The 24,999-nt window shown below is 70.9% G+C and carries 17 protein-coding genes; 13 read left to right on the top strand and 4 right to left on the bottom strand.

Going from position 1 to position 24,999, the window contains the following annotated elements:
* Positions 1-15: 15 nt before the first annotated feature.
* The 12 genes from WMF11_RS41695 to WMF11_RS41640 all read left to right on the top strand — a co-directional run bounded on the left by WMF11_RS41695 (position 16) and on the right by WMF11_RS41640 (position 20,995).
* A complete protein-coding gene (locus WMF11_RS41695; RefSeq protein WP_437974721.1) occupies positions 16-5,556 on the top strand; it encodes an amino acid adenylation domain-containing protein in 5,541 nt (1,846 codons plus the stop codon).
* Positions 5,553-7,325, top strand: coding sequence for an ABC transporter ATP-binding protein (locus WMF11_RS41690; protein ID WP_437974720.1), 1,773 nt, complete (start codon positions 5,553-5,555; stop codon positions 7,323-7,325). Before WMF11_RS41695 ends, WMF11_RS41690 begins: the two co-directional genes overlap by 4 nt.
* The gene (locus tag WMF11_RS41685; protein ID WP_437974719.1) at positions 7,322-9,061 is read left to right on the top strand and encodes an ABC transporter ATP-binding protein; all 1,740 of its coding nucleotides are present in this window, start codon (positions 7,322-7,324) and stop codon (positions 9,059-9,061) included. The genes WMF11_RS41690 and WMF11_RS41685 overlap by 4 nt, the downstream gene beginning before the upstream one ends.
* Positions 9,058-10,167: a saccharopine dehydrogenase NADP-binding domain-containing protein gene (locus tag WMF11_RS41680; RefSeq protein ID WP_437974718.1), complete on the top strand. Its 1,110-nt coding sequence runs from the start codon at positions 9,058-9,060 to the stop codon at positions 10,165-10,167. The genes WMF11_RS41685 and WMF11_RS41680 overlap by 4 nt, the downstream gene beginning before the upstream one ends.
* On the top strand, positions 10,164-12,326 hold the full coding sequence (locus WMF11_RS41675; RefSeq protein WP_437974717.1) for a methyltransferase: 2,163 nt from the start codon (positions 10,164-10,166) through the stop codon (positions 12,324-12,326). The genes WMF11_RS41680 and WMF11_RS41675 overlap by 4 nt, the downstream gene beginning before the upstream one ends.
* Before the next feature lie 20 nt (positions 12,327-12,346).
* Entirely contained in the window at positions 12,347-14,638 is a 2,292-nt protein-coding gene (locus tag WMF11_RS41670) for a methyltransferase (protein WP_437974716.1), read from the top strand.
* Between the two features lie 5 nt (positions 14,639-14,643).
* Positions 14,644-15,834, top strand: coding sequence for a cytochrome P450 (locus WMF11_RS41665; RefSeq protein ID WP_437974715.1), 1,191 nt, complete (start codon positions 14,644-14,646; stop codon positions 15,832-15,834).
* On the top strand, positions 15,831-16,970 hold the full coding sequence (locus WMF11_RS41660; protein WP_437974714.1) for a Gfo/Idh/MocA family oxidoreductase: 1,140 nt from the start codon (positions 15,831-15,833) through the stop codon (positions 16,968-16,970). The genes WMF11_RS41665 and WMF11_RS41660 overlap by 4 nt, the downstream gene beginning before the upstream one ends.
* Positions 16,971-16,972: 2 nt before the next feature.
* Entirely contained in the window at positions 16,973-17,704 is a 732-nt protein-coding gene (locus WMF11_RS41655; protein ID WP_437974713.1) for a VOC family protein, read from the top strand.
* 36 nt (positions 17,705-17,740) lie between these two features.
* Positions 17,741-19,357 carry a (2,3-dihydroxybenzoyl)adenylate synthase gene (locus WMF11_RS41650; protein ID WP_437974712.1) on the top strand — a complete coding sequence of 539 codons (1,617 nt, stop codon included), beginning with the start codon at positions 17,741-17,743 and terminating at the stop codon, positions 19,355-19,357.
* A gap of 66 nt (positions 19,358-19,423) precedes the next feature.
* Positions 19,424-20,233 (top strand): thioesterase II family protein, encoded by an 810-nt coding sequence (locus WMF11_RS41645; protein ID WP_437974711.1) that lies wholly within the window; start codon positions 19,424-19,426, stop codon positions 20,231-20,233.
* A 72-nt stretch (positions 20,234-20,305) separates the two neighbouring features.
* The gene (locus WMF11_RS41640) at positions 20,306-20,995 is read left to right on the top strand and encodes a tRNA-uridine aminocarboxypropyltransferase (protein ID WP_437904643.1); all 690 of its coding nucleotides are present in this window, start codon (positions 20,306-20,308) and stop codon (positions 20,993-20,995) included.
* A gap of 25 nt (positions 20,996-21,020) precedes the next feature.
* On the opposite strand, the gene WMF11_RS41635 is transcribed toward WMF11_RS41640, so the two are convergent.
* The 4 genes from WMF11_RS41635 to WMF11_RS41620 form a co-directional block, all read right to left on the bottom strand.
* Positions 21,021-21,905, bottom strand: a complete 885-nt coding sequence (locus WMF11_RS41635; RefSeq protein WP_437974710.1) for a CAP domain-containing protein — start codon at positions 21,903-21,905, stop codon at positions 21,021-21,023.
* A gap of 75 nt (positions 21,906-21,980) precedes the next feature.
* Positions 21,981-22,448, bottom strand: coding sequence for a hypothetical protein (locus tag WMF11_RS41630; RefSeq protein ID WP_437974709.1), 468 nt, complete (start codon positions 22,446-22,448; stop codon positions 21,981-21,983).
* A gap of 48 nt (positions 22,449-22,496) precedes the next feature.
* Positions 22,497-23,021, bottom strand: coding sequence for a hemerythrin domain-containing protein (locus tag WMF11_RS41625; RefSeq protein ID WP_437974708.1), 525 nt, complete (start codon positions 23,019-23,021; stop codon positions 22,497-22,499).
* 184 nt (positions 23,022-23,205) lie between these two features.
* Entirely contained in the window at positions 23,206-23,433 is a 228-nt protein-coding gene (locus tag WMF11_RS41620) for a hypothetical protein (protein WP_437545502.1), read from the bottom strand.
* Positions 23,434-23,715: 282 nt separating this feature from the next.
* On the opposite strand from WMF11_RS41620, the gene WMF11_RS41615 reads away from it, so the two are divergent.
* Positions 23,716-24,999 carry a hypothetical protein gene (locus WMF11_RS41615; RefSeq protein ID WP_437974707.1) on the top strand — a complete coding sequence of 428 codons (1,284 nt, stop codon included), beginning with the start codon at positions 23,716-23,718 and terminating at the stop codon, positions 24,997-24,999.

Raw genomic sequence — 24,999 nt, 5'->3', positions numbered from 1 at the left:
CAGGAGCTTACGTCCATGCCCGTTGCCGGGATCATCGAAGAGCTGAAGACGCTGGGTGTCGATCTGTGGACGGAATCGGGGCAGCTCCGGTTCCGTGCGCCCAAGGGTTTGCTCACGGAAGACAAGATGACGGTGCTGCGCACGCACAAGGCGCAGATCATCGATTTTCTGGCAGCGAACCAGGGGGTGGTCGTCGCCGCGGACGAGCAGGCGCGTCATGAGCCGTTCCCGCTCACCGACGTGCAGACGGCCTACCTGCTGGGGCGCCAGAGCTCCTTCGGTTACGGCGGCGTCGCCTGCCACGGGTACCTGGAGGTGACGTATCCAGAGCTAGATCCCGCGCGCCTCGCCGACGCCTGGAACCTGCTGATCGAGCGGCATGAGATGCTGCGCGCCGTCATCGAGCAGGACGGCTACCAGCGCGTCCTGCCCACGGTGCCTCGGTACCGCATCCAGTCGACGGACCTCCGCGGCGCGTCCGCCGCCGAGGTGGAGCGCGCGCTATGCGGCATCCGCGCCGAGATGGACCACCGGATGTACGAGACCACCGCGTGGCCGCTGTTCGAGCTGCGGCATACCCGCACCAGCGGCGGCGACGTCGTGCACTTCTCGCTCGACTCGCTGATCGCCGACTGGGCGAGCGCCGGGATCTTCTTCGAGGAGCTCGACCTCATCCTCGCCGGACGCAGCGACGAGCTGCGACCGCTGGACCTCCGCTTTCGCGATTACATCTTCGCGGAGCGGCGGCTGCGCGAGACCGGGCGTTACCAGCGTGACCGCCAGTACTGGCTCTCGCGCGTCAACGATCTGCCCCCCGCGCCCGAGCTCCCGACGCTTCCGCCGGCCGCGGAAGCCGGGCCCGTGCGCTTCCGCCGCCACCACGGCCGCCTGTCCGCCGAGCGCTGGGAGCGCCTCCGGCAGCGCGCCGGCGAGCGAGGTCTCACGGCCTCGATCGCCGTGCTGGGCGCCTATGCGGCGGTGCTGCAGCGCTGGAGCCGCCGTCAACGGTTCAGCCTCAACCTCACGCTGCTCAACCGCCTGCCGCTGCACCCGCACGTCGACCGGATCGTCGGAGACTTCACGTCGGTCAGCCTCATGGACGTGCAGGCGGCGTCCGGGCGCAGCTTCAAGGAATGGGCTGCGCGGCTCGGCGATCAGATGTTCGCCGATCTCGACCACCGGCTGTTCACGGGGGTCGAGGTGCTGCGCGAGATGACCCGCCGGCGCGGGCGGGAGGCCGCGCTGATGCCGGTCGTCTTCACCAGCGCCATCGGCCTCGGTTCGCGGCGACGACCCACGAGCGGCCGGCGCTTCGGTCATGGCATCACGCAGACCCCGCAGGTCTACCTCGATTGTCAGGTCATGGATGACGCCGACGGGCTCGAGGTCAACTGGGACGTGCGTCAGGGCATCTTCCCGGACGGCCTCATCGACGACATGTTCGGCGCGCTGCAGCGGCTGCTGGAGGATCTCGCGGAGCGCCCCGAGGCGTGGGAAGCCGTCGAGCCGGTCGCGTTGCCCGGATGGCAGGCGCAGGAGCGAGAGCGGGTCAATCAGACAGGCTGTCCGCTGCCGGATTCCCTCTTGCACCGAGGGTTCCTGGAGCAGGCCGCCCGCGACCCCGGCGCGGTGGCGGTGATCGGCCACGCGGGCAGCTTGACGTACCGCGACCTCGCGATGAGGGCGGCGTCCGTCGCGCAGGCGCTGCGGGACGGCGGCTGTACCGCGGGCGATCGCGTCGCCGTCGTCATGAACAAGGGGATCGAGCAGGTCATCGCGGTGCTGGGCGTGCTGCTCGCCGGCGGGGCCTACCTGCCGCTGGACGCCACGCAGCCACGGCTGCGCATCGAGAAGGTGCTGTCGAACGCGGCGGTGCGACAGGTCCTGACCCAGTCGTGGATCTCCGCGGCGGCCAAGCTGCCGGACGGCCTGCGCGTGATCGACGTGGACACGCTGGCGCCTGCGCAGACCTTCCCCGAAGCGCCGGTGGGCGACCCCGACGCGCTGGCGTACGTGATCTACACCTCCGGCTCCACGGGTGACCCGAAGGGGGTCATGATCACCCACCGAGCGGCGCTGAACACGATCGACGACATCAACCGTCGCTTCGGGGTGACCGGATCGGACCGGGTGCTGGGCCTCGCCCAGCTCGGCTTCGACCTGTCCGTGTACGACATCTTCGGAACCCTCGCCCTCGGCGGGACGCTCGTCCTCCCGGATCCCGACCGCGGCGCCGATCCCTCCCACTGGGCGGATCTCCTCGTGAAGCATGAGGTGACCCTGTGGAACTCCGTGCCTGCGCAGCTTCAGATGCTGGCGAGCTACCTGCAGACCGAGCCGGTCGCGATTCGCTCGTTGCGCATGGCGCTGCTGTCCGGCGACTGGATTCCGGTCACGCTGCCCGACCAGATCCGCCGGTTCATTCCTGACCTGACGCTCATCGGGCTCGGGGGCGCGACCGAGGCGGCCATCTGGTCGAATTACCATCGCATCGACCGCGTCGACCCGGCCTGGACGAGCATCCCCTACGGGGTGCCGCTCGCCAACCAGGGCTTCCGCGTCCTCGACGAGTCGCTCCGCGACGCGCCGGTGTGGGTCCCTGGAGAGCTGTACATCACCGGGCACGGCCTTGCGGCGGGGTACCTGGGCGATCCGGAGCTCACGGCAGCGCGCTTCTTCAACCATCCCGTCGATGGACAGCGCCTCTACAGGACCGGAGATCTCGGGCGCTATCTCCCCGGCGGATCCATCGAGTTCCTCGGACGCGAGGACAGCCAGGTCAAGATTCGCGGGCACCGGATCGAGCTCGGCGAGATCGAGGCCGCGCTGCTCGCGCATCCGGCGGTCGGCGCCGCCGCGGCCGTGGTGGCCGGCAAGGACTCCACGGATCGCGCGCTGCTCGGCTTTGTCGAGCTCGCGCGGCGCAGCGCGCCTGCGGACGAGGATCTGGCCACGTCGCAGGCCCGTGTCGTGTCTGCGGCGCGGCAGTTCGCCGACAAGGAGGTCCGCGGCGTGACCGCGGCCCAGGTGGCCGAGGCGACCCGAGCGCTGCGCGACGCCTCGTTCGCGTCCATGATGAACGCGTTCTCCGAGCGCGGGCTCTTCGCCGGTCCGCGCGACACGCACTCGGCCGAGGAGATCCTGCGCGAGGCGCGCGTCCACGACCGCCATCACTGGCTCGTTCGCCGCTGGCTGGGGCTCCTTTCGGAGGCGGGATGGCTCACGTACCACGAGGAGAGCCGCCGTTACGCGCAGCGCAGGGGCGCCGACGCGACGGCGGTCCACGACGCCTGGCGGCGGTTCGAGGAGCTTTCGTCGTCGTCCGGGCTGTGTACGCCCGAGTTCGTTCAGTACCACAGAGCGCACGTGGAGCGGTTGCACGCCCTGCTCGAGAACCAGCAGAACCCGTTCGAGCTGCTGTTCCCGCAAGGGAAGCACGACGTGGCGCTCTCGGTGTACCGCGACGACGCGATCGCGCGTTACAACAACCATGCGATCGCGGCGCTCCTGTACCGGATCGCCGCCGCGCATACGGACGGCGCCCCCCTGCGGGTGATCGAGATCGGCGCCGGCACGGGGGCCACCACCGGCGTGGTCCTCCCGATGCTCGACGGCCATGACGTCGACTACCTGTTCACGGACCTGACAGCCTTCTTCCTGGCCGACGCGCGCGAGCGGTTCCGGGAGCGCCCGTGGGTCCGATTCGGGCAGCTCGATCTGAACGAGGATTACCGCGCCCAGGGCCTGCTGCCGAACTCCGCGGACGTCGTGCTGTGCGCCGGAATGCTGAACAGCACCCGCAACGTCGAGGCCGCGGTGGCGGCCGCGGTGGAGCTGCTCGGGCCGTCGGGGTGGCTCGTGTTCACCGAGCCCACCGCCGATCACCCGCACGTCCTGCTCACCCAGGGCTTCATGATGGACCCCTCGGGCGCAGACCGGGAACGCGGCACCACCAAGTTCCTGTCCACCGAGCAGTGGCAAGGCCTGATCGCGAAGAGCGGCGGTGAGCTGGTGCTCCGCCTGCCGGACGACGACCATCCGATGGCGGCCTATGGCATGCACATGTTCGCTGCGCGCTTCAAGACCGACCGGGCCCGGGTCGGGACCGACGAGCTCACGAGCTTCCTCGGGCAGCGGCTGCCAGCGCACATGGTGCCTGCTCATCTGCAGGTCGTCGACCGGCTGCCGCTCACGGCGAACGGCAAGGTCAACCGCAAGGCGCTCGCCGCCCTGCGGCCCGCGGCGTTCATCGACGGCGCCGGGAAGGAGGCCGATGCGACGCTGGACGAGCTGGAGAGCCGGCTGTGTGCGCTCTGGGCGAGCGCGCTCGGCATCGCGCGGATCGGCAAGGGAGAGAACTTCTACGACCGCGGCGCCGACTCGCTGATCCTCGCCAGGGTGGCAGGTCGACTGCGCGAGGAGGTGCCGGAAGCGGCGCCGTTCGCCTACGACACGCTCCTGCGGCAGATGCTCAATGAGCCGACGGTCGACGCGCTCGCGCGCGCGCTGCGCAGGCAAGACGGCGCCGCGCACGCGCCGGGCGGCGCTGGGCCGGGCGCGGAGGCGTCCTCCAGCGGCGGCAAGACCGCGCAGGTCGCGCAGCGCCGCGAGGGCAGCAATTCGTTGATCCTCTCGTTCGGCGGCGGGGACGGGCCTGCGCGCGTGATGTTCCACGCGGCGCTGGGCACCATGGATTACTTCCAGCACCTGGGGCGGGCGCTCGCCGCCCAGAACCTGGGGCCCGTCCTCGGCTTCGCCGTCGCCGACCCCGAGCTGTACCTCGCGATCCCCCCGAAGGAGCTCGTCGCGCGCGTGTCCGACGATTACGCGCAGCGGCTGATCGATGAAGGCTTCACGCGGTTTCAGCTCATCGGCTACTGCCTCGGCGGGCTGCTCGCCACCGAGGTGGCCCGCCGGCTGCTCGAGCGCGGCATGTCGGTGGACCTGGCGCTGGTCGACAGCATTCCGATGTTCATCGAGACCGACGAGGAGCTCGCGTTCGAGGCGATCTTCGCGCCGAATTTGAACCTGGATCCGGTGAAGGCCGTCTTCGGCGACGACGTCGACAGCGCCGACGTGTATCGCGCCATCGAGAAGCTGATGGTCGAGTACAATCGCAAGATTCCGGCCGGCGCAATGGCCCGGCTCGGCGGGGACCCCGGGCTGGAATCGGTCGCCGCCGCGGTGCGCAGGCAGTCCGCGCGCAGCCAGGACGAGCGCCTGTCCAGCTACGCGAAGGCGGCGGCCGCTCAGGCCGGGGTGCCCGTCGGACCCGAGCTCATCCCGGCGCTGTTCCGGACCTGCAGGCATAGCATGCGCGCCGCGCGGTTCGATCCCGAGCCGTACGTCGGCGATATGACGTTCTTGCGGTGCGACGAGGAGCAATCCTTCGGCATCACCGCGGGCGTCGGGCACCTGACTGCGCCGTTCTGGGAAGGCGTCTGCCTCGGCGAGTTCAAGCTGATCGACGTGCCCGGCAACCATTTCAGCGTCATAGAGCCACCGCATGTGAATGTCGTGGCCGAGCACCTCGCTGTATCGTTGCGTCCCACATGAGAGAGAATCAGCAGAAGGCCGGGGCGCTCCGCGAGCTGCGCCGCCCGATAGCAGGGCTGTCGCGGTTCGGGATCTTCCTGGGCGGCGTCGGGGCGCTGACGACGCTCGTCCCGTTCATCGGTATCGCCGAGCTCGCGCGGATCCTCGTCGCGTCAGGCCCGATCGACAGCGCGAAGGTGGCCTGGGTCGCGCTGACCATCGTGGTCGGCCTCGGCGTCGGATGGACATGCACCGGAATCGCGCTGTGGGTGACTCACCTGGCGGACCACCGGCTTCAGGCCATCCTGCGGCGCGCGCTGGTGCGCAAGCTGGGTGAGGTGCCGCTGGGGTGGTATTCCGACAAGACGTCAGGGGTGGTCCGCAAAGCGGTCCAGGACGACCTGGAGGACCTGCACCACCTCGTCGCGCACCACGATGTCGAGCTCGTCTCGGCGATCGTCCTTCCGCTCGGCGGCCTCCTGTACCTGTTCTGGCTGGACGTTCGGCTGGCGCTGCTCGCGATCGCCACCCTGCCCATCTACATCGTCGCTTACGCATGGATGATGCGGGGATTCGCCGAGAAGATGATGCAGCTCGACGCGAGCTTCGCCAGGGTGAGCGCCGCGATCGTCGAGTTCGTGCACGGCATCGCGGTCGTGAAGGCGTTCGGCCAGACGGGCCGCGCTCACCAGAGCTACCAGCGCGCCGTCAGCGATTTCAGCGACCGGTATGCCGGCTGGGTGCGGCCGCTGCTCCGGCTCGAGGCGCTGACCTCGATGGCCCTCTCGGTGCCCGTGATCATGCTGGTGAGCCTGACGGTCGGCGCCTGGTTCATCCGAGAGGGCTGGGTGAGCCCCATCGACCTGCTCGCCGAGACCCTTGTCGCCGTGGTCATCCCGCAGACGGTGCTCACCCTCAACCAGGGGCTCACGGCCCAGCGCAAGGCCGCGGCGGCGGCGGAGCGCGTCGCCTCGCTGCTCGACGAGCCGTCATTGCCCATCACGACGACGCCGCAGGCGCCGCGCGGGGCGGGGGTGCAGTTCGATCACGTGTCGTTCAGCTACGACGGCTCGAGGAGCGTGCTCTCCGACGTGAGCTTTGCTTGCAAGCCTGGCACGGTGACAGCTCTCGTCGGGACCTCCGGCGCGGGGAAGTCCACGCTGGCAAAGCTGGTGCCCCGGTTTTATGACGTGACCGGCGGCGCTGTCCTGCTCGGCGGCGTCGATATCCGGAACATCGCGCCGGACGTGCTCTACCGGAACGTCGGCTTCGTTCTGCAGGACGTCCAGCTGGTTCATGGAACGGTCGCCGACAACCTGCGCCTCGGCCGGCCCGAGGCCAGCGACGCAGAGGTCGTTGAAGCCGCGCGCGCCGCGCAGATCCACGACCGGCTCGTCGCGCTCCCCAGGGGATATCGGTCCGTGATCGGAGAGGACGCCATCCTGTCCGGCGGCGAGGCGCAGCGGCTGTCCATCGCGCGCACGCTGCTCGCGGACACGGCGGTGCTGATCCTGGACGAGGCGACGGCGCACGCGGATCCGGAGTCAGAAGCGCAGATCCAGGACGCGCTGTCCGCGGTCGCGCGCGGGCGCACCGTGATCGTCATCGCCCACCGGCTGGCGACGATCACCGGCGTCGACCAGATCGTCGTGCTCGACGAGGGCCGCGTGCGCGAGCGCGGCACGCATTCCGCGCTGCTCGCCGCGGACGGGCTCTACGCCAGGATGTGGCGTGCCTACGCCGAGAACGACATGGCGGTTGCCGGCGCAGCGGTGGAGGTGGCCTCATGATCCGGCAACTGACCAAGATCCTGGGACCGCAGCACGCGAGGGCGCTGCACGTCTATTTCGGCTGGCTCATCGTCTACTCCGTCGTTCAGGGGGTGGCGATGGCGTTCCTCGTCCCGGTCCTCAAGGCGCTGCTCGGCGGGGACCTGGGCGAGGCGCTGCGCTGGCTGCTCCTCCTGGCCGCGGTCGTCGCGGTGACGTGCGTCGCCCGTTACCAGCAGACGATGAAGGGCTTCGCGCTCGCGCTGGTCGTCCTGACCACGCTGCACGACCGGCTCGGCAACCACGTCGCCCGCCTGCCGATCGGCTGGTTCTCCTCGGAGAAGGTCGGCCGTCTCTCACGGAGCGCGACGGGCGGCACCATGATGGTCACCAACGTGTTTGCCCACCTCCTGACCCCGGTGGTGAGCGGCATCCTGACGCCCGCGACGATCGCCGTCGCCATGCTGTTCTTCGACTGGCAGCTCGGGTTGACGGCCATCGCCTGCACGCCGCTGATCTACCTGACGCACCGCTGGTCGTCGGCGTGGATCGGCCGCACCGAGGAGCAGGTCGACGCCGCGGGGGCGCTCGCCAGCAACCGGGTCGTCGAGTTCGCGCGCAACCAGCAGGTGCTGCGCGCCTTCGGTCGGGCCACGGGGGGTTATGCGCCGCTGGAGGAGGCGATCGATGGGCAGCGCGCCGCGGGCGGGTCGATGCTGCGTCAGACCTTCCCCAGGTTGCTCGCGGGCGGGCTGTCGGTGCAGCTCGCGTTCGCCGCGCTGATCGCGGTCGGCGTGGTGCGCGCCCTCGATCGGTCGATCGATCCGATCGAGCTCGTCGCGCTGCTGGCGCTGGCCGCCAGGTTCGTGGGGCCGCTGGCCGAGGCCGCGGGGCGGAGCGGGCTCTTGCGGATGGCAGGCAACGATCTGGAGCGGCTGTCCGCCATCTTCGATGAGGCGCCGCTGCCCGAGCCGGAGCGCTCCAGGCCCGTCGCGGCGCCGGGGGAGATCGAGTTCTCCGATGCCCTGTTCGGCTATCAGCCGGGCGCTCCCGTGCTTCGTGATGTGTCTTTCCGGATAGCGCCGAGGACGATGACGGCGATCATCGGGGCATCCGGCTCCGGGAAGACCACGATAACACGGCTGATCGCGCGCTTCTTCGATGTCGACGCGGGCTCGGTGCGCGTGGGAGGCGTGGATGTCCGCGAGCTCTCCACGGAAGACCTGATGACGCAGCTGTCGCTGGTCATGCAGGACGTCTATCTGTTCGATGACACGCTCGAGGCGAACATCCGGGTGGGCCGGCTGGACGCCACGGACGCGGAGGTGCGCGAGGCCGCCCGCCTGGCGGGCGTGGAGGAGATCATCGAGCGCCTCCCACAGGGCCTGAAGACCCGGGTCGGCGAGGGCGGAGCGTCGCTGTCCGGCGGGGAGCGCCAGCGGGTGTCGGTCGCCCGAGCCGTGCTCAAGAACGCTCCCATCGTGCTGCTGGACGAGGCGACGGCGGCGCTCGACCCAGAGAATGAACGTTACATCCAGAGCGCGATGCGCACATTGATGAACCGGTCGACCCTGCTGGTCATCGCGCACCGGCTGCCGACCATCGTGTCCGCGGATCAGATCCTCGTGCTCGACGGCGGCCGCATCGTCGAGGCGGGGACGCATCAGGAGCTGTTGGCGCGCAACGGGCGGTACACGGCGTTCTGGAACGAGCGCCGCCGCGCCCACGGATGGCGGCTTGTGGAGGCTGCGGGATGACGATCGGCATCTTGGGAGGTTATGGCGACGTCGGCGCGCAGGCGGCCCGGCGGCTCCTGTCGCTCGGCCTCGGGCCGCTGCGGATCGGCGGGCGAAACCTCGAAGCGGCCCGCCGCTTCGCGACCGAGCTGTCCGTGGGAGCGGTCGAGCACCAGGCGGTCGATGTTCGGGACGACGCGTCGTTGCGTCGCTTCGTCGGTGGGTGTCGGATCGTGCTCAACTGCGCCGGTCCATCTCACGCCATCGCGGACCGCGCGGCGAGGGCAGCCGTGGAAGCCGGCGCCGACTACGTGGACGCCGCCGGCGACGATGCGCTGTTCGCGCTCCTGGACGACGAGGCGTACCGCACCCGCGGGCGCGTGGCCGTGCTCTCGGCGGGGCTGCAGCCTGGCCTCACCGCGCTCTTGCCGCGATGGGCGGCGCAGCGGGCTTTCAGCCAGGTTCACGGCCTGCGCAGCTATTTCGGCGTGCTGGACCGCTTCACCCAGGTCGCCGCGGACGACTACCTCCAGGCCGCCACGGACGGGGTGAGCGAGCCGCTCGCGGCATGGCGAGAGGGGCGTCGCTCCGGGGTGCTGACCCGGACGCGCAACGTGGAAGTCCCGTTCTTCCCCGGTCCGGCGACCTTGCTGCCTTACCTCAACACCGAAGGGGAGCGGCTCGCGGCGTCGCTCCGGCTCGCTCGCGGAGACTGGTATACTGTCATTACCGGCCAGCACATCCTCACGGCCTTCGACCGCGCGCGCAGCCTCGAACGCCGCGAGGCGGTCGCGGCGTTGTGCCGGGCCAGCTTGCTCGACCTCGCTGGACGCGAGCCTCACGTCCTCCTCGTCGCGCAGCTCGACGGCCTGCGAGACGGCGCCCCGGTCACGCGCACGCTGGTGATGCGCGGACGGCGCAACGCCGAGCTCACAGGGACCCTGGCCGCGCTCACCACGCTGGCGGTGGACCAGGGCCAGGTGCCCGCCGGGCGCCACTTCGCCGCGGCGGCGCTCGAGCCCCTGTCGACGGTCGGCCGCCTTCGCGAGAGCGGCGCGGTGACCGCGCTCGATCTGCTGGAGACGTCGATCGACGCGCTCGGCGCTACCGAGGAGGGCTCCCTGTGACCGACGGGATGCCTCTCGTGCTGTGCGGCGTCGGGTTCGGTCCTCTGCACCTGACCGCGCTCCAGCGTTTGAACGGGCGCTTTCGCCTCATCGGCCAGCTCGCCGACGACAGCGAGGGCGCCCGGAGGTTCGCCGATCAGGCCAGGATAGCGCTCTGGACCCGGCCGGATCAGGCGCCCCTCGGCGCCGGCGTGAGCTGCTGGGTATCGGCGGCCGGGCACGGCGTGCCGGTGACCGAGCGCGCCGTCGACCTCCTGGGGCGGGGCAGCGCCGTGCTGGCGGAGGCGCCGCTCGAGCACGATGAGCTCGCCGCGTGCCTGCGGCAAGCGCGCCTTTCACGAGCCGCATTCCGGGTGGCAGCGGTCGCCTCTGCCACGCCGGCATCCCGGCGGTTCCTCGGCGCAGCGCAGGTGTTGCGCGCGCGCACGCCGATCAGGTACGTCGCGGCGACGTGCACGAGGGCGTCGATCCAGGCGCTGCTCCGCCTCCTGGGAGACGCGCTCGGCGCCCTGCGCCCCTGGCAGATCCGTGAGCCGATGCCGCTCGGGAGCGGGCTTGTCGTGCTCGGAGGCAGCCTCGCGGGGGTTCCCATCGTCCTGCGCGTGCGCAACGAGGTGTCGACAGAGGCGCAGAGGGTCGTCGAGCTCGCCCTGGGAAGCGACGCCGGCGAGCTGAGGTTGACCGGGGTTCACGGCGACGTCCTCTGGACCGCCCACGCCACGGGATCTGGCGTGCTGCTCGGCGGGACGGACGCGCCGGCCGAGCGCGAGACCGTGAGCTGGCTGCGCGCGACCCGCGGCGAGCTGACGGCGTTCGCCAACGCCGTTGAGAGCCCAGGCGCAGCCGTCAGCGAGGCTCAGGTTCAGCTCACGCTGTGCCGGCTCCGGCACGACGTCCTCGCCGCGCTCGGCTCGGCGATGGCGCGCGCGGACGCGGAGGTCGTCCCGGCCGCGGATCTGGCCGCAGCGGCCGTGGAGGCCGCCGCCGACGACGCCGGCGGTGAGGCGCCCGGCGTGCCGACGGCCGGCGAGACACACGAGGCGGGGCTGAGGCTCACTCGGCTGCTGGAGCCCGCGCCGGGGCGGGATGCCCTGGCACACCTGCCGGGGGCGATGCAGCGACTCGAGGCGATCAGCCTGCGGGCCCTGGGGGAGCTGCTCGTCGCGAGCGGCGGCGTGCATCCGGGCGGTGAAGCGCGCACCGCGGAGGAGATCGTCTCTGCGCTGGGCGCGGCGCCGCGGCACGCATGGCTCGTCCGGCGGTGGCTCGCCGCGCTGTGCGACCACGGTGTGCTCAGCAACGTGGCGGATAAGTACGTGTGGCGACGGGCCCTGCGGGACGCCGGCGCGGCCGCCGACCTGCCCGACGCGTATGCCGCGCTCGGCTTCCCGCCCGCGATGGCGGAAGTCCACCAGGCCGCGCTGCTCCGCCTGCACGCGCTCGTGCGCGACGAGCTCTCGATTCAGCAGCTCTTGTTTCGCGAGCGGCAGGACCTCTCCACCCTCGCCGCCTACCAGGACAACGTCTTCACCGCTTACCTGAGCGCCGCCGGCGCTCACCTCGTGCGCCGCTGCGCGGAGCTGCGGCACCGGCCGCTGCGCGTGCTCGAGCTCGGCGGAGGCGCCGGGCTCACCACGACAGCCGCGCTGCGGGCCCTCGACGGAGCGCCGGTCGACTACCTGTTCACCGACATCGCGCGCGCGTTCACGGCCGCGGCGCAGGAGCGGTTCGGCCGCCATCGCGGGATGCGCACTGCCGTGCTCGACATCAACATCGATTTCACGGCGCAGGGGGTGGAGCCGCACGCGGCGGATGTCGTGCTCGCGGGCAATGTCCTCCACAACGCCGCGCATACGGGTCGGACGCTGCGCCGCATCCGCCGCGCGCTCGCTCCCGGCGGGTGGCTCATCTTCACGGACTCCACACGAGAGAACTGCGCGATCCTCACGGCGATGCAGTTCCTGCTGTCTCCTGCGGCCGGCTCGCCGCCGCTCGGCAGCGAGGACCGGCGCGCCGGGACCGATCAGGTGTTCGTCGACGCGCCCGGCTGGAATGAGGAGCTCCTGGCCGCTGCCTTCGTGCCGCGGTTCGTCCTTCCTTCGCTCGAATCACCCCTGGCCGTGGCAGGCCAGCACCTGTTCTTCGCCACCGCCTGCTGACGACCACCCGAGGAGGTGCCATGACCGTGAGACAGATCATCGATGGGCTGGAGCGCCTCGGGAGCCGAGCGGCGCTGGTGTCGAGCGGGCGCGAGTGGGCCGGAGCAGAGGTGCTCGACGCGACGTACCGCGCTGTCACGGCGCTGCGCCAGCGCGGCGCCGTCGCGGGCCGCACGCTGAGCTGGAGCGCCGGAGACAGGCCTCAGGCCTTGCCGGTCCGGCTGGCCGCGATGCTGCTCGGCGCGCGGTTCTCCGCCGAGCAACCAGCGATCGACGGCGGCGATGTCCTGAGGATCACCGACGCTGACCTGTCCGCGCTCGACGGGGCGAGCGCCTGTGAGCCGCGCCTGGTGGACGACGCGCCCTTCTCCGTGGTTCGCGGATCGTTCGTGTGGTCGAGAGCGGTGTTCTGCGACTCGGTGGCTGCCCTGCGCGACGCGCTGGGCCCTTCGCCTGCGCGCACGGCGGTGCTCTCGCCGCTGGCCGGGTTCGGCGGGGATGCGGTGTTCGCGAGCTGGAGCGCCGGCGCCGCCGTCCACCATCACGTGGTGGACGCGAGCGCCGCGAGCCCGGCCAAGGCCCTTTCGTTCCTCGAGCGAGCGGCCCCGGACTGCGCGATCGTCTCAGCGACGCTGCTGCGCAGCCTCCTGGCCCACCCGGCGGTCGCGCTCGCCGACCTCGGGAGCCTGCGGCGCATCGTGGTCGACGCCGGCGCAGGCGCCGGTGGAGTGCTGTCCGCCGAGTCCTCCGCGGCCGTGCGGCGCGTCTTCGGCGCAGAGCTCGTGGACAGGATCGCCGGTGAAGCCGGGCTCGTACCGGTGGAGCGCGAGCTGCGCAGAGCCGAGCAAGAAGCGGCGCGCATCGCGGAGCTCGTGATGAGCCATCCGGGCGTGGCGGCGGCGGCGGTGATCCCCTCCGACGGCGACGGCTGGGCCGTCTTTGCCGTCCCCGCGAAGCGTGCCAGCGACGATGCCGACGGGGACGCGAGCGGACAGCGCCTGATCGCCACGGCGACCGCCGCGCTGGACGCCGAGTTTGCCGGGACCGACCTGAACCGGGCGATCGCGGCCGTGGAGCGGCTGGGACAGACAGCGCTGCTGTCGATGCTCAACGCGCTGGGCCGCAGCGGCCTGTTTACCGACACGGCCGCCCACACCGTGGACGAGGTGCTCGCGCGGGCGCGGGTCGCCGCCGCGCATCGGCCCCTCATCCGTCGCTGGCTCAGGGTGCTCACGGAGCAGAAGCTGCTGCGCCGGGACGGAGATCGGCTGAGCGCCGTGGGCCCGGCCTGCGACTTCTCGGACGCCGCGCTGGCGCGCGCATGGGACGAGCTGAAGGGCGAGTGGCTGGCCACGGTCGGCGCGGCCGGCACGATCGACTACGCGGTCCGCAACGCCGACCGATTGCCCGACCTGATCTCCGGCGCGGTGCGGGCCGTCCACCTGTTGTTCCCGGAAGGGCGCACCGACCTCGCCAGGGCCTTGTATCGCGAGAGCATCGCCGCCCGGTACCAGCACCGCGCCGTCAGCCTCCTCGTGAGCAGGATTGCCAGGGAATGGCCCGGGCAGCGGCCGATCCGGCTGCTCGAGGTCGGCGCCGGCACGGGGGCGACCTCCGAGTCGCTCCTGCCGGAGCTCTCGGGCGCCGAGGTCGACTACCTCTACACCGACGTCTCCAGGTACTTCCTTGATCAGGCCGCCCCGCGGCTCGCCGGGCACCGGTGCGTGCGCTTCGGCCTCTACGACATCAACGTCGCGCCGAGAGACCAGGGCTTCGTCCCGAGCTCGTTCGACGTGATCGTCGGCGGGGGCGTGCTCAACGCCGCGCGGAACACGGATGTCTCCCTCCGCTGGCTCAACGAGCTGCTCGGCCCCGGCGGCTGGCTCGTCCTGACCGAGCCCACGGTCGAAGAGTTCTGGGTCATGGCCTCCCAGGCCTTCATGCTGGACGACGCCAGCGACGGCAGGGCCGAGACGGAGTCGACGTTCCTCACGCTGCCTCAGTGGAACGCGGCGCTGGACGGCGCCGGCCTCCAGCGCGTCCTCGGGCTGCCCCGGGACGGCCACCCGCTGGAGCGGCTCGGCCATCGTGTGTTCGCGGCCCGGACCAAGATGGATCGGGCGCTGCTGACCTCGGAGCGCCTCTCCGAGCATCTCGGCGAGCGCATGGGCGCCTTCGCCAGCATCGAGATCGTGGATGAGCTGCCGCTCGCCGCAGGCGGCGCCCTCGACCGCGAGCGGCTGCGCGGCTGGGCGGCGCGCCGCCGGCGCTTCGATTCCCGCCCGCTTTCCACGGCGGCATCACAAGGATGAACGCAATGACCACCGCGACGAATCCCCCCATCCAGTATCCGTTCAATCTCTTCGACGGCATCGCGCTCGCCTCTGCGTACTCCCGCGCTCAGCAGACGCCGGGGCTGCTCAAGGTCAAGCTGCCTTACGGCGAGCCGGCGTGGCTCGCGACCCGCTACGAGGACGTCCGCTTCGTGCTGTCCGACCGCCGGTTCAGCCGCGAGGAGGCCACGAAGCGCGCGGACGCCCCGAGGGCGCTCCCGCGCATCGCCGGCGGGATCGTCATGATGGACCCGCCCGAGCTGACCCGCATCCGCAACCTGGTCACCCAGGCGTTCACCAACCGGCGCGTGGAGCAGCTGCGCCCGCACGTCCGCGACCTCGCCAACGAGCTGATCGACAGGATGGTGGCCAAAGGCCCCCCTGCGGATCTCGTGCGGGACTACGCGCTGCCGATCCCGATGTCCGTGATCTGCGAGCTCCTGGGCGTTCCGGTGGCGGATCAGTCCAGGTTCAAGGCGTGGAACGACTCTCTGCTCTCGACCAACACGCAGACCGCGGAGCAGACGCAGCGGAACCTCGGCGAACTATCCCAGTACATCATGGGGCTGATCCGCCTGCGCCGGGCCGAGCCGGGCGACGACCTGATGAGCGCGCTCATCGAGGCGCACGACGTGAATGACCGCCTGAACGAGCGCGAGCTGGTCCAGCTCTGCATCGCCATCCTGATCGCGGGCTACGAGGCCACGTCCTCGCAGATCCCGAACTTCATCTACACGCTCCTGACCCATCAGGAGCAGCTGGCGCGCCTCAGGTCGGATCCTGGCCTCGTGGCGCAGGCGGTCGAGGAGCTGCTCCGTTTCGTGCCGCTCGCGTCCGCCGCGATGTTTCCGCACTACGCCGCCGAGGACGTCCAGGTGGGCGACACGCTGGTGCGCGCGGGTGAGCCCGTGTTTGCGTCGGTCGGCGCGGCCAACCACGACCCGCGCAAGTTCTCCGATCCACACCGGCTCGACCTCGATCGAGACGCGCGGGCGCACTTCGCGTTTGGCTGTGGGATGCATTATTGCATCGGCGCGTCGCTGGCCCGGGTCGAGCTCCAGGAAGCGTTGAGAGCGCTCGTGACCCGCTTGCCGGATCTGCGCCTCGACGCCGACGTCCAGTGGAAGACCGCGACGTTCTTCCGCGGGCCGCTCACGATGCAGGTGACCTGGTGAGCGCCGGCGGCGGCAAGAAGAAGCGCGTCGTCGTCGCCGGCACCGCCTTCGGGCGCATCTACCTCGATGCGGTCGCGTCGGCGCAGGAGTCATTCACGCTCGCCGGCGTGCTCGGGCGTGGCAGCGAGTTCTCCAGGAAGTGCGCCGAGCGCTACGGAGCGCCGCTTTACACCAGGGTGGAGGACATCCCCGGCGACATCGACATCGTCTGCGTGGTGGTGCGCTCGGGGGCGACCGGCGGCCCAGGCTCCGATCTGGCCAGGACGCTGCTCGAGCGCGGGATCCACGTCCTGCAGGAGCACCCCGTGCACGCCGCGGAGATCACCGCGTGCCTGAAGGCCGCGAAGCGGGGGGGCGCTGCGTACGCGGTCAACACGCTGTACCCGAACGTGCGCCCGATCCGGCAGTTCCTTGCGGCGGCCGAGTACATCAGGAAGCGCCAGCGCATCCAGTTCATCGACGCCGCTTGCAACAGCCAGGTCGCCTATCCGTTGCTCGACGTGATCGGCCGTGCTGCAGGCGACTTGCGCCCATGGTCGTTCTCCGAATGCGCGCCGCGAGGCGGCCGGCCGTCGCCGGTTGCGGACCAGCCGTTCCAGAGCCTGAGCGCGACCCTCGGCGGCGTGCCCGTGACGCTCCGCGTGCAGAACCAGGTCCACCCCGAGGATCCCGACAATCACTCCCTGCTCATGCACCGGATCTCGCTTGGATGTGACGCCGGCGTGCTGACCCTGGCCGACACCCACGGACCCGTCCTCTGGAATCCGCGCATGCACTCGCCGCGCGACCCGACCGGGCGCCTGATCATGAGCGGCCCCGGCACCGACCGCCTCGCCGTGGAGAGCACGTTGATCCTCGGCGACCAGCACACGCGCAGCTATCACGACGTGTTCGCGCGGACGTGGCCCGATGCGGTCGTCGTCGCCTTGCACGACCTGTGCGGCGACATCGCCGACCCGCCCCGCCGTATTCGCAGCGGCCAGTGGGCCCTCGGCGTGTCGCTCGCGTGGCGTGATCTGACGGAGCGGATCGGGATGCCCGAGCTCATCCGTCCTGAGACCCCGGAGCCGCTCCCTGTCGACGAGCTGCGTGCGGCGGCGCGCGTTGATCGAGCGCCTGGCGCTCGGGAGAACTGAACATGGCGACTTCTTGCAGCCACGTCTTGGTATGGGTGCGCGACATTCATCAAGCCGTGCGTGATTACAGAGAGCTCGGGTTCAAGGTGGACTACGCGACACCCGAGAGAAAGGCCCAGCACGCGCACATCTGGTTCACGGAAGGCCCCATCGTCGAGCTGCTCACGACGCCGCGCAGCGCGCGGTGGTTCAAGTGGCCGATCGAGCTGATGGCCGGGCGCGGCTCGGGCCGGCGGATGATCCGCTGGTCCGAGCACGGTGAGGGCTTCTGCGACGTGGCGGTCGTGGTGGACACGCACGCTCTCGACCGTGAGCTCGCCGCGCTTCGGGAGGCAGGGATCCCCGTCGGCAGGGCCATCGGGTGGCGGCGGACGAAGCCCGATGGCCAGGAGATCCGCTTCAAGTTTGCCTATCCGGCGAACGATCGTCTCCCGTTCATCGTGACCCCCTACGATCCGCCTCAACATCCGAGAGAGAACCGCCATCCGAACGGGGCCAGGAGGCTCAGCCGGGTGCGCATGGGTGTCCGCGCCGAGCATCGAGAGGCGGTGCGCCGGATCATCGGCGACGACCCCACCTTCGCGCTCGATCCCGCCGAGGTGACGGGGGTCCGCGCCATCGAGATCGCCGGCCTGACCGCCGATCTCGACCCGACCCTCCTGCACGGCGCGGCCGTGCTGCCCGCCCGCCCGAACGCTGACCCGGGCCGCGCGCATCGAAGCGCAGGACAGTGAGCGCCGACGAACGTCGGTGAAAGCGAGGGAGCTCCCATGTTGAGTGGATGTGTCGATTGGCCCGCTGAATTCGTGGATCGTTATCGGGAAGCGGGGTACTGGCGAGGCGAGCGCCTGGGCGAGATGCTGCGCACGCGGGCCCGAGCGACGCCGGCGCGCGTGGCCGTGGTCGACGGAGCGCGTCGCTGGACGTACCAGGAGCTCGACGAGCGCGCCGATCGCATGGCCGCGGGGCTGCGCCGGCTCGGCATCGCGGAGGAGCAGCGCGTCCTGGTTCAGCTGCCCAACATCGCCGAGTTTCTGCCCCTGTGCTTCGCGCTGTTCCGGATCGGGGCCATCCCGGTGCTGGCGCTGCCGGCGCATCGAGAGACCGAGATCGTGCATCTGGCAGAGCTCTCCCAGTCGGTCGCCTACGTGATCGCCGACCTGCATGTCGGCTTCGATTACCGGGCCCTCGCCCGTTCGGTAGGCAAGCGGGTGGCGAGCCTCCGGCATGTCCTCGTGGTGGGCGACGCAGAGGAGTTCGTGCCGCTCTCCGAGGTGGACGCGCCGCCGGAGATCCTGGCCGGGCCGGACGCGCGCGATGTCGCCCTGCTCTTGCTGTCGGGCGGCACGACCGGCGCTCCCAAGCTGATCCCACGTACCCACGACGACTATGTTTGCAACGTCCGCCTCAGCGCCGATGTGACAGGCCTGGACACGAGCACCCGGTACCTGGTGAGCCTCCCCATCGCGCACAACTTCGCCCTGGGGTGCCCGGGCGCCCTCGGCACCCTCTACGCCGGCGGCACCGTGGTGTTCTGCAAGGACCCGAGCCCCGAGGCGGCGTTTCGGCTGATCGAGCAGGAGAAGATCACCGTGACCGCCCTCATCCCGCCGCTCGTCCTGCTGTGGCTCGAGGCGGCGGAGTGGGTGCAGGCCGATCTGAGCAGCTTGAAGTGGATCCAGGCGGGAGGCGCTCGCCTCAAGGCCGAGACGGCGGCGCGCGTACGGCCCGTCCTTGGCTGCGGGCTGCAGCAGGTCTACGGCATGGCGGAAGGGCTGCTCAACTTCACGCGGCTCGACGACCCCGAGTCCGCCGTGATCGACACGCAAGGCCGCCCGATGGCCGAGGACGACGAGGTGAGGATCGTCGACGCCTCGGATGTCGAGGTGGCGGACGGCGAGGTCGGTGAGCTTCAGGTCCGAGGCCCCTACACAATCCGCGGATATTATCGCGCGGAGGAGTACAATCGCCGGGCGTTCACCGCCGACGGCTTCTACCGGAGCGGGGATCTGGTGCGTCGGCTCCCCGGCGGGCATCTGGTGGTGGAAGGCCGGAGCAAGGACGTGATCAACCGGGGAGGGGAGAAGGTCCCGGTCGAGGAGCTCGAGAACTACCTCATGGCTCACCCGGCGATCCGTGACGTCGCCATCGTCGGCGTCCCGGACGCCACGATGGGAGAGCGCACCTGTGCCTGCATCATCGCGCGCGGCGAAGCGCCCACGCTCGCCGAGGTGAACGCCTATCTCAGCCGCCTGGGGGTGGCTGCGTTCAAGCTGCCCGATCGTTTGAAGGTCCTGGAGAGCTTTCCGCAGACGAGCGTGGGCAAGGTCAACAAGCGGGCCCTGGTGAAGCAGGTCTGTGGCGCCTCGCCGGCGATGCCCATGTAGTGGACCGCTTAGCCTCGGTTCAGATGCCGATCGTTCCTCGATACATCAACACCGACCCGAGTAGCCATGAGCAGTTCTACACGAAGTCTGCGCCGCCTCTTGAGCGCGCCTGCCCCGTCCAGCCCGCACCTGATCGTGTGCCCCTTCGGTGGTGGGAGCCATAGCGCCTTCCGCAGCTGGAAGGCGCTGTCGCAGGTGGACGTCTCGGCGTCCCTCGTGACCTACCCGGGGCGCGACCATCGTCTGCACGAGCCCGGCATGCGGAGCGTTCAGCACAGCGCGTCCGAGCTGGCGCACGAGCTGTGCGCGGAGCCACCCAGCGGCCAGTGGCTTCTGATAGGCCACAGCGTGGGGGCGCAGATCGCGTTCGAAGCCTGCCGATTGCTCGAGCAGTGGGGCCGGGCGCCAGCCGGCCTCGTCCTGTCCGCTTGCCACGCTCCCCATCTGATCCCACGCCGCATGCTCAGCCCGCTCGATGACGACGGGTTCGTCGAGGAGCTGATCCGCCTGGGAGGGTGTCCCGCGGAATTCCGCACCGACGTGCAGCTCAGAGAGGTGTTCCTGCCGATGCTGCGCGGCGATTTCCTCGCCTCGGAGAGCTACCGTCTTTCGCTGGACCGCTGTACCAAGCGTCTCCGGACGCCGACCCTCTTGCTCCACGGATCGGCCGACGACGAGGCCCGTCTGGACGAAGTGGAGGCGTGGAAGCACTGGTTGGAAGGGAGGGTCGAGCTGCGCGTGATGGCTGGCGATCACTTCTACATCACGCAGGATCCACGGGCGTTCGTCTCGGAGGTGCTACGCGTGTTCCGGCTCCCTTCCAGGTCGACGGCTCCCCTCGGACAGGCGCAGATGCCCTGGAGCTATTTCCCCTGAGATCCCACTGTCCGGTGCGGGGCCGTTTGACCGGAACGGCCGGCGCGTGGGAGAACGCCCGGCCCGGACGCGATGACGTTCCTCCCGCTGCAGCCGCCCGATCTGCCCCCCATCCGCGCGCGCGGGACGCCGCGCTGCCGCGGCTGCGGCTTGCCGCAGGCGATGTGCCTCTGCGGCGCGCTGCCCCGGCTCTCCGTGCGCACGCGCGTCGTGCTGCTCACCCACCGGATCGAGCGCACGAGGAGCACCAACACGGGCCGGCTCGTCGCGCGCCTGCTCGAGGGCGCGGAGGTGCGCGTGCGCGGCGAGATCGCGCCGCAGCCGCGCCCGCCGCTGCCGGAGGGGCGCCGGCTCGTGCTCTTCCCGTCGCCCGAGGCGCGCGCCCTCACGCCCGACGACGCGCGCGGCGAGCCGGTGGTGCTGCTCGTTCCTGACGGCAACTGGAACCAGGCGCGCCGTGCGGTCCACCGGGACGCCGACGCGCGCGGCGCCGAGCCGGTCACGCTGCCCGAGGGCGCGCCGAGCCGCTACGGCTTGCGCCGCGCGCCGCACGAGGGCGCCCTGTCGACGCTGGAGGCCGTCGCGCGCGCGCTCGGCCTGATCGAGGGCGCGGCCATCGAGCGGCGCATGATGGAGGCGTTCGACGTGTGGGTGCACCGCGCGACGCGCGTGCGGCTCACCGGCAAGCTCGAGGAGGGCGCGGCGGTCCTGGGAGAAGATGAATCCGCCGGTGCCCGCGGGGGCACGGCGCCCTACGGATGAGGTCCGTGAGCGCTCGCCGCGCCCGTCACCGGAAGTTCTGCACCGCCCAGACGCTGCCGTCCGGGAAGGTGTGGAACCCGCAAGCCACCTTCGTGAAGCGGGTGCTGCTCATGTTGATGTAGTGGCCGTGCTTCTCGAAATCCTCGCCCGGCCCCTCGTCCCACATGACCTGCAAACAGTCGGTGATCATCGATTCTGGTGGGCCTCCCCACCCGGGGCACTCGTTCTGGGCGCTCTCCTTGCAAAGGCCGAACGCGCCGTGAAACTCGCCGGTGTTCCCGTCGGACTCGGCCTCTTCATCGGAGCACGCCTCCGCCTCGACCCAGCGCGCGAGGGGCGGCAAGCCGAGCGTGGCGCGGTGCTGGTTGATCGTATCGACGCACAGCTGCGCCGCGCCGGTGGCGCCGCCCGAGCCGCCTGCGCCGCTCCCGGAACCCTCGCCGCTCGAGCCTCCGGTGCCGGCCGTGGTCGAGGCCGTGGCCGAGCCCCCAGTGCCTTGCGCGGAGGAGCCGCCGGCGCCCTCGGCCGACGAGCCGCCGGCGCCCGCCGTGGCCGAGCCCCCGGCGCCGCCGGTGCCCTGCGCAGCCGAGCCGCCGGCGCCCTCGGCCGACGAGCCGCCTGCGCCTGCCGTGGCCGAGCCACCGGTGCCCTGGGCAGACGAGCCGCCGGCGCCCCCGGTCGTCGCGGTGGACGAGCCGCCGGTGCCCGCCGTGGTCGAGCCGCCGCTGCTGGTGCTCGGCCCGCTGCCAGAGTCTCCCGGCTGGATCACGGCGCCGGCGCCGCTCGACGGCCCGCCGCCTTCGCCATCGAGCGACCCGTCGCCCACCTCACCGACGCAGCCCGACAGCACAGCACCGATGAACGTCGCGGCGAGCGCGACGGCGCATGAAGGAGTCCGAGTGTTAAGCATCCGTCGAGTCTAGGGGGCATTCGACGCATCCTCAACATCGACCGATCCTGCTTCACTTTTGCATGCTTGATCGGTTCAGGCTCGATTGGCGGGCTTCCCGCGTGTCTGTGCGGAGAGAAGCGCGCGTGTCGCATGAATGTGTGTTCGTTTGCTTCGAATTCCACTCGTGCGAGACAGGACAGCCAGCGCACCGCGACCGGCTCTCAGATGTCGCCCCCGCGGGCCGGCGGCCCGTGGAAACTTGAACGCTCGCCGGGCCCTGGCCTCGTCTTCCGAAGGCGGAGGCGCGCGGCGCCTCCGCTGGAGATAGACGATCGTCGCGCCGGCGAGCGCGTTCGCGACCATGAGCGAGTTCGTCGCCACGAAGACCCAGCTCTCGAGCATCCAGCTGTAGAGGACGAACCCGATCGACGCGGCCAGCTGGCCGACGAAGAGCCACCTGGAGATGCCCTGGCTCGTCTTGCTCCTCCACTGCTTGTAGACCTGATTGCCGATCGTCAGCACGAGGATGCCAGAGCTGATCCAGCCGATCGCGTCTTTCATGTCTCACCGCCGGACGGCCGCTCGACCTCTCTCCTCGATCAAGCCTCGTCAGGCCCGGGCCATGCCGTTCGCGTGGCTCTCGTGGATCACGTGGCTCGCCTGGTCCGCGGACGTCTTCTTGTAGCCCGCCGGCAAGAGCGTCTCGTAGCCCTCGGCCAGCCGCTGCTCGAACTCCGCCTTCATCGACCTGCCGAGCTCGCTGAGGCGCTTCTCGTCCACGGCCTTCTCGACCGCCGGAAAGAGCTCCTTCTCCTCCTCCTCGACGTGGTGCTGGATGAGCTCCTTCAGCGTCGTCACGCGCGCCTTGAACGAGAGATCCTCCGGAGAGGTCGAGAGCAGCCGCTTCAGCGCGAGCTCGGCGATGGCGTGCTCCTCGAAGCTCTCGAGGATCACGTCCTCCTTGATCTGCTGCACCGCGGGATAGAACGTCTCCTGCTCGATCGCCATGTGCGCGGCGAGCTCGTTGGCGAGCTCGGCGAGCACGAGCGCCGGATCCGACCTGCCGCTCTCGAGCTGCTTGAAGAGGGACTCCACCTTGCGATGCTGCTTCTCGAGCAATGACGTCGCTTTCATCTTCCTTCCTCCATGGTGCGCCGCGCCTCGGCGCGGCCGGGGTTGTTCGGGTTTCATCGCCGGCTGGGGTGATCTCGCGCGCGAGGCGCTCCGGCCAGCCTTGCTCACGGTTCGAGGCGCAGCGAGGGGCGAGCGCACGGGCTCGCCCCTCGCCACGCGAACGGCCCGAGATCGCTCGGGGCCGCTAGTCGGTCTTGTCCTCGATCTTGTCCCCCGCCTTCTCGGCGGCGTCGCCCGTGGACTCCGCTGCGTCCTTCGCCTCGTCCTTGACGTCGCGCGCGGCGTCGTCCACGGCCTCGCCCGCCTTCTCGGCCGGTCCCTCCGGCTGAGGCTTGCTGCCTCCGCAACCGATCACACCGACGCAACCGATGACCACGCTGCCCAGGAGCAGCGATCGAATCCCTGTTTTCACGGTATCTTGTCCTCCGCGCTCGACCATGTCAGCAATGCCCGGGCCAAACCGCGCCGAGCGCCCGCGCGTGCTCCTCGCCACCACACCCTCGGTTCCGGGGATCGCGCCCCTGAGACACATCGCCTCGACCGTGGCGTCCTGCGACGCGCAACGGCCGCCCCGCCCAGGATCCGGGAGGAGGGCGCTCGTGGCGCAGGGGCAGGGGAGGCCCCGCGCCGCGACGCGGGCGCCTCCGCTTGGCCTCCGCGGCGATCGGAGCAAGACTCCGCCCGGAACCGCGACATGACCCACGACTTCGTCAGCGCGCTCAGCGCCATCTTCACGGGCGAGCGAGCCCGCCTGCTGCACGTGATCGTGCCGGCACACGTCCACGGCCACACGCTGGCGCTGCTGCGGGCGCTCGGTGAAGCAGGCCCGGCGCCCCGTCCCGTCTGGGTCCTGGCCGATCCGGTCTACGGGCCCAGCCGCGGCTGGGCGGCCCGAGAGCGCTCGCTGTCGCGCGAGCTCGGCGCCCCGGCGGCGCTCGCGACGCCCGAGGACGGCCCGCTGCGCGAGCCGCTCGACACCTTCGCCAGCGCCCTCGCGGCGCACGTCGCTGCCGGCGCCCCGGACGGGACCGCGGTCGTCGTGCTGGCGCCGCAGCACATCGACGACCCGCGCGCCTATGCCCGCGACCTCTTCTGGCTAGCGCATTGCCCCGACCTCGCGCTCGTGCGCTGGGTCCTCGTCGACCCTGTCCACTCGAGCGTCGGCGATCTGCTCGCGCGCCTCGGCGAGGGCGCGTCCCGCGTCGTGTGGCCGGAGGCCGACGGCGCGGCCATCGCCGAGCTCGAGCGCGTGATCACCGATCTCTCGGCGCGCGGGCGGCGCCTCCCCGCCGATCTGGAGGTGCGCATCGCCGCCGAGTCGCCCCTCCGCGCGCCGGAGCTGCTCCCCGCGCGGCGCCTCCTGCACGAGGCGGACACGTGTTTTCACGCGGGGCGGCACGCCGAGGCCGCGCAGCTCCAGCAGCAAGCCGAGGAGATGCTGGCGAGCCGGGGGCTGGGCGAGGAGGCCGTCCACATCGCCATGCAGCGCGCGCGCTCGCTGATCGCGGCGGGCGTTGTCGAGGAGGGGCATCGGGTGTTCGTCGCCGCGCTGAAGGAGGCGGAGCGGCGCGGCCTGCTCGCGATCGTGCCCGAGGCCTACGCCTCGCTCGGCAGCCTGCACAGCAAGCAGCGCCGCTTCCTGGACGCGTCGGAGGCGTACGCGCGCGCGGGGGAGCTCGCGAACCGCCGCGGGAGCCACGAGTTCGCGGCGGACATGCACCGCTGCTCCGGCCACGCGGCGCTCAACGCCGACATGCCGGACGCCGCGGCGATGGCGTGGCGGCGGGCGTTCGAGCTGCTCGGCTCCGTGGCCCCGACGGTCGGCGCGCTGGAGAAGCCCCAGCAGATCGTCGTGCTCGGGCTCTCCCTTGCCGACGTCTTCGAGGAGCACGGCAACCTCCCGGCCGCGCGCGGGCTGCGGGGGCACGCCGAGGCCATCGAGACCCGCCACCCGCGGCGCGCCGCGACGTGGAGCTGA

Source organism: Sorangium sp. So ce295 (assembly GCF_051527405.1).
GTDB classification, from domain to species: domain Bacteria; phylum Myxococcota_A; class Polyangia; order Polyangiales; family Polyangiaceae; genus Sorangium; species Sorangium cellulosum_B.
Note: the sequence above shows the minus strand (reverse complement) of the source record. Positions and strands in the feature narration are given on the sequence as shown.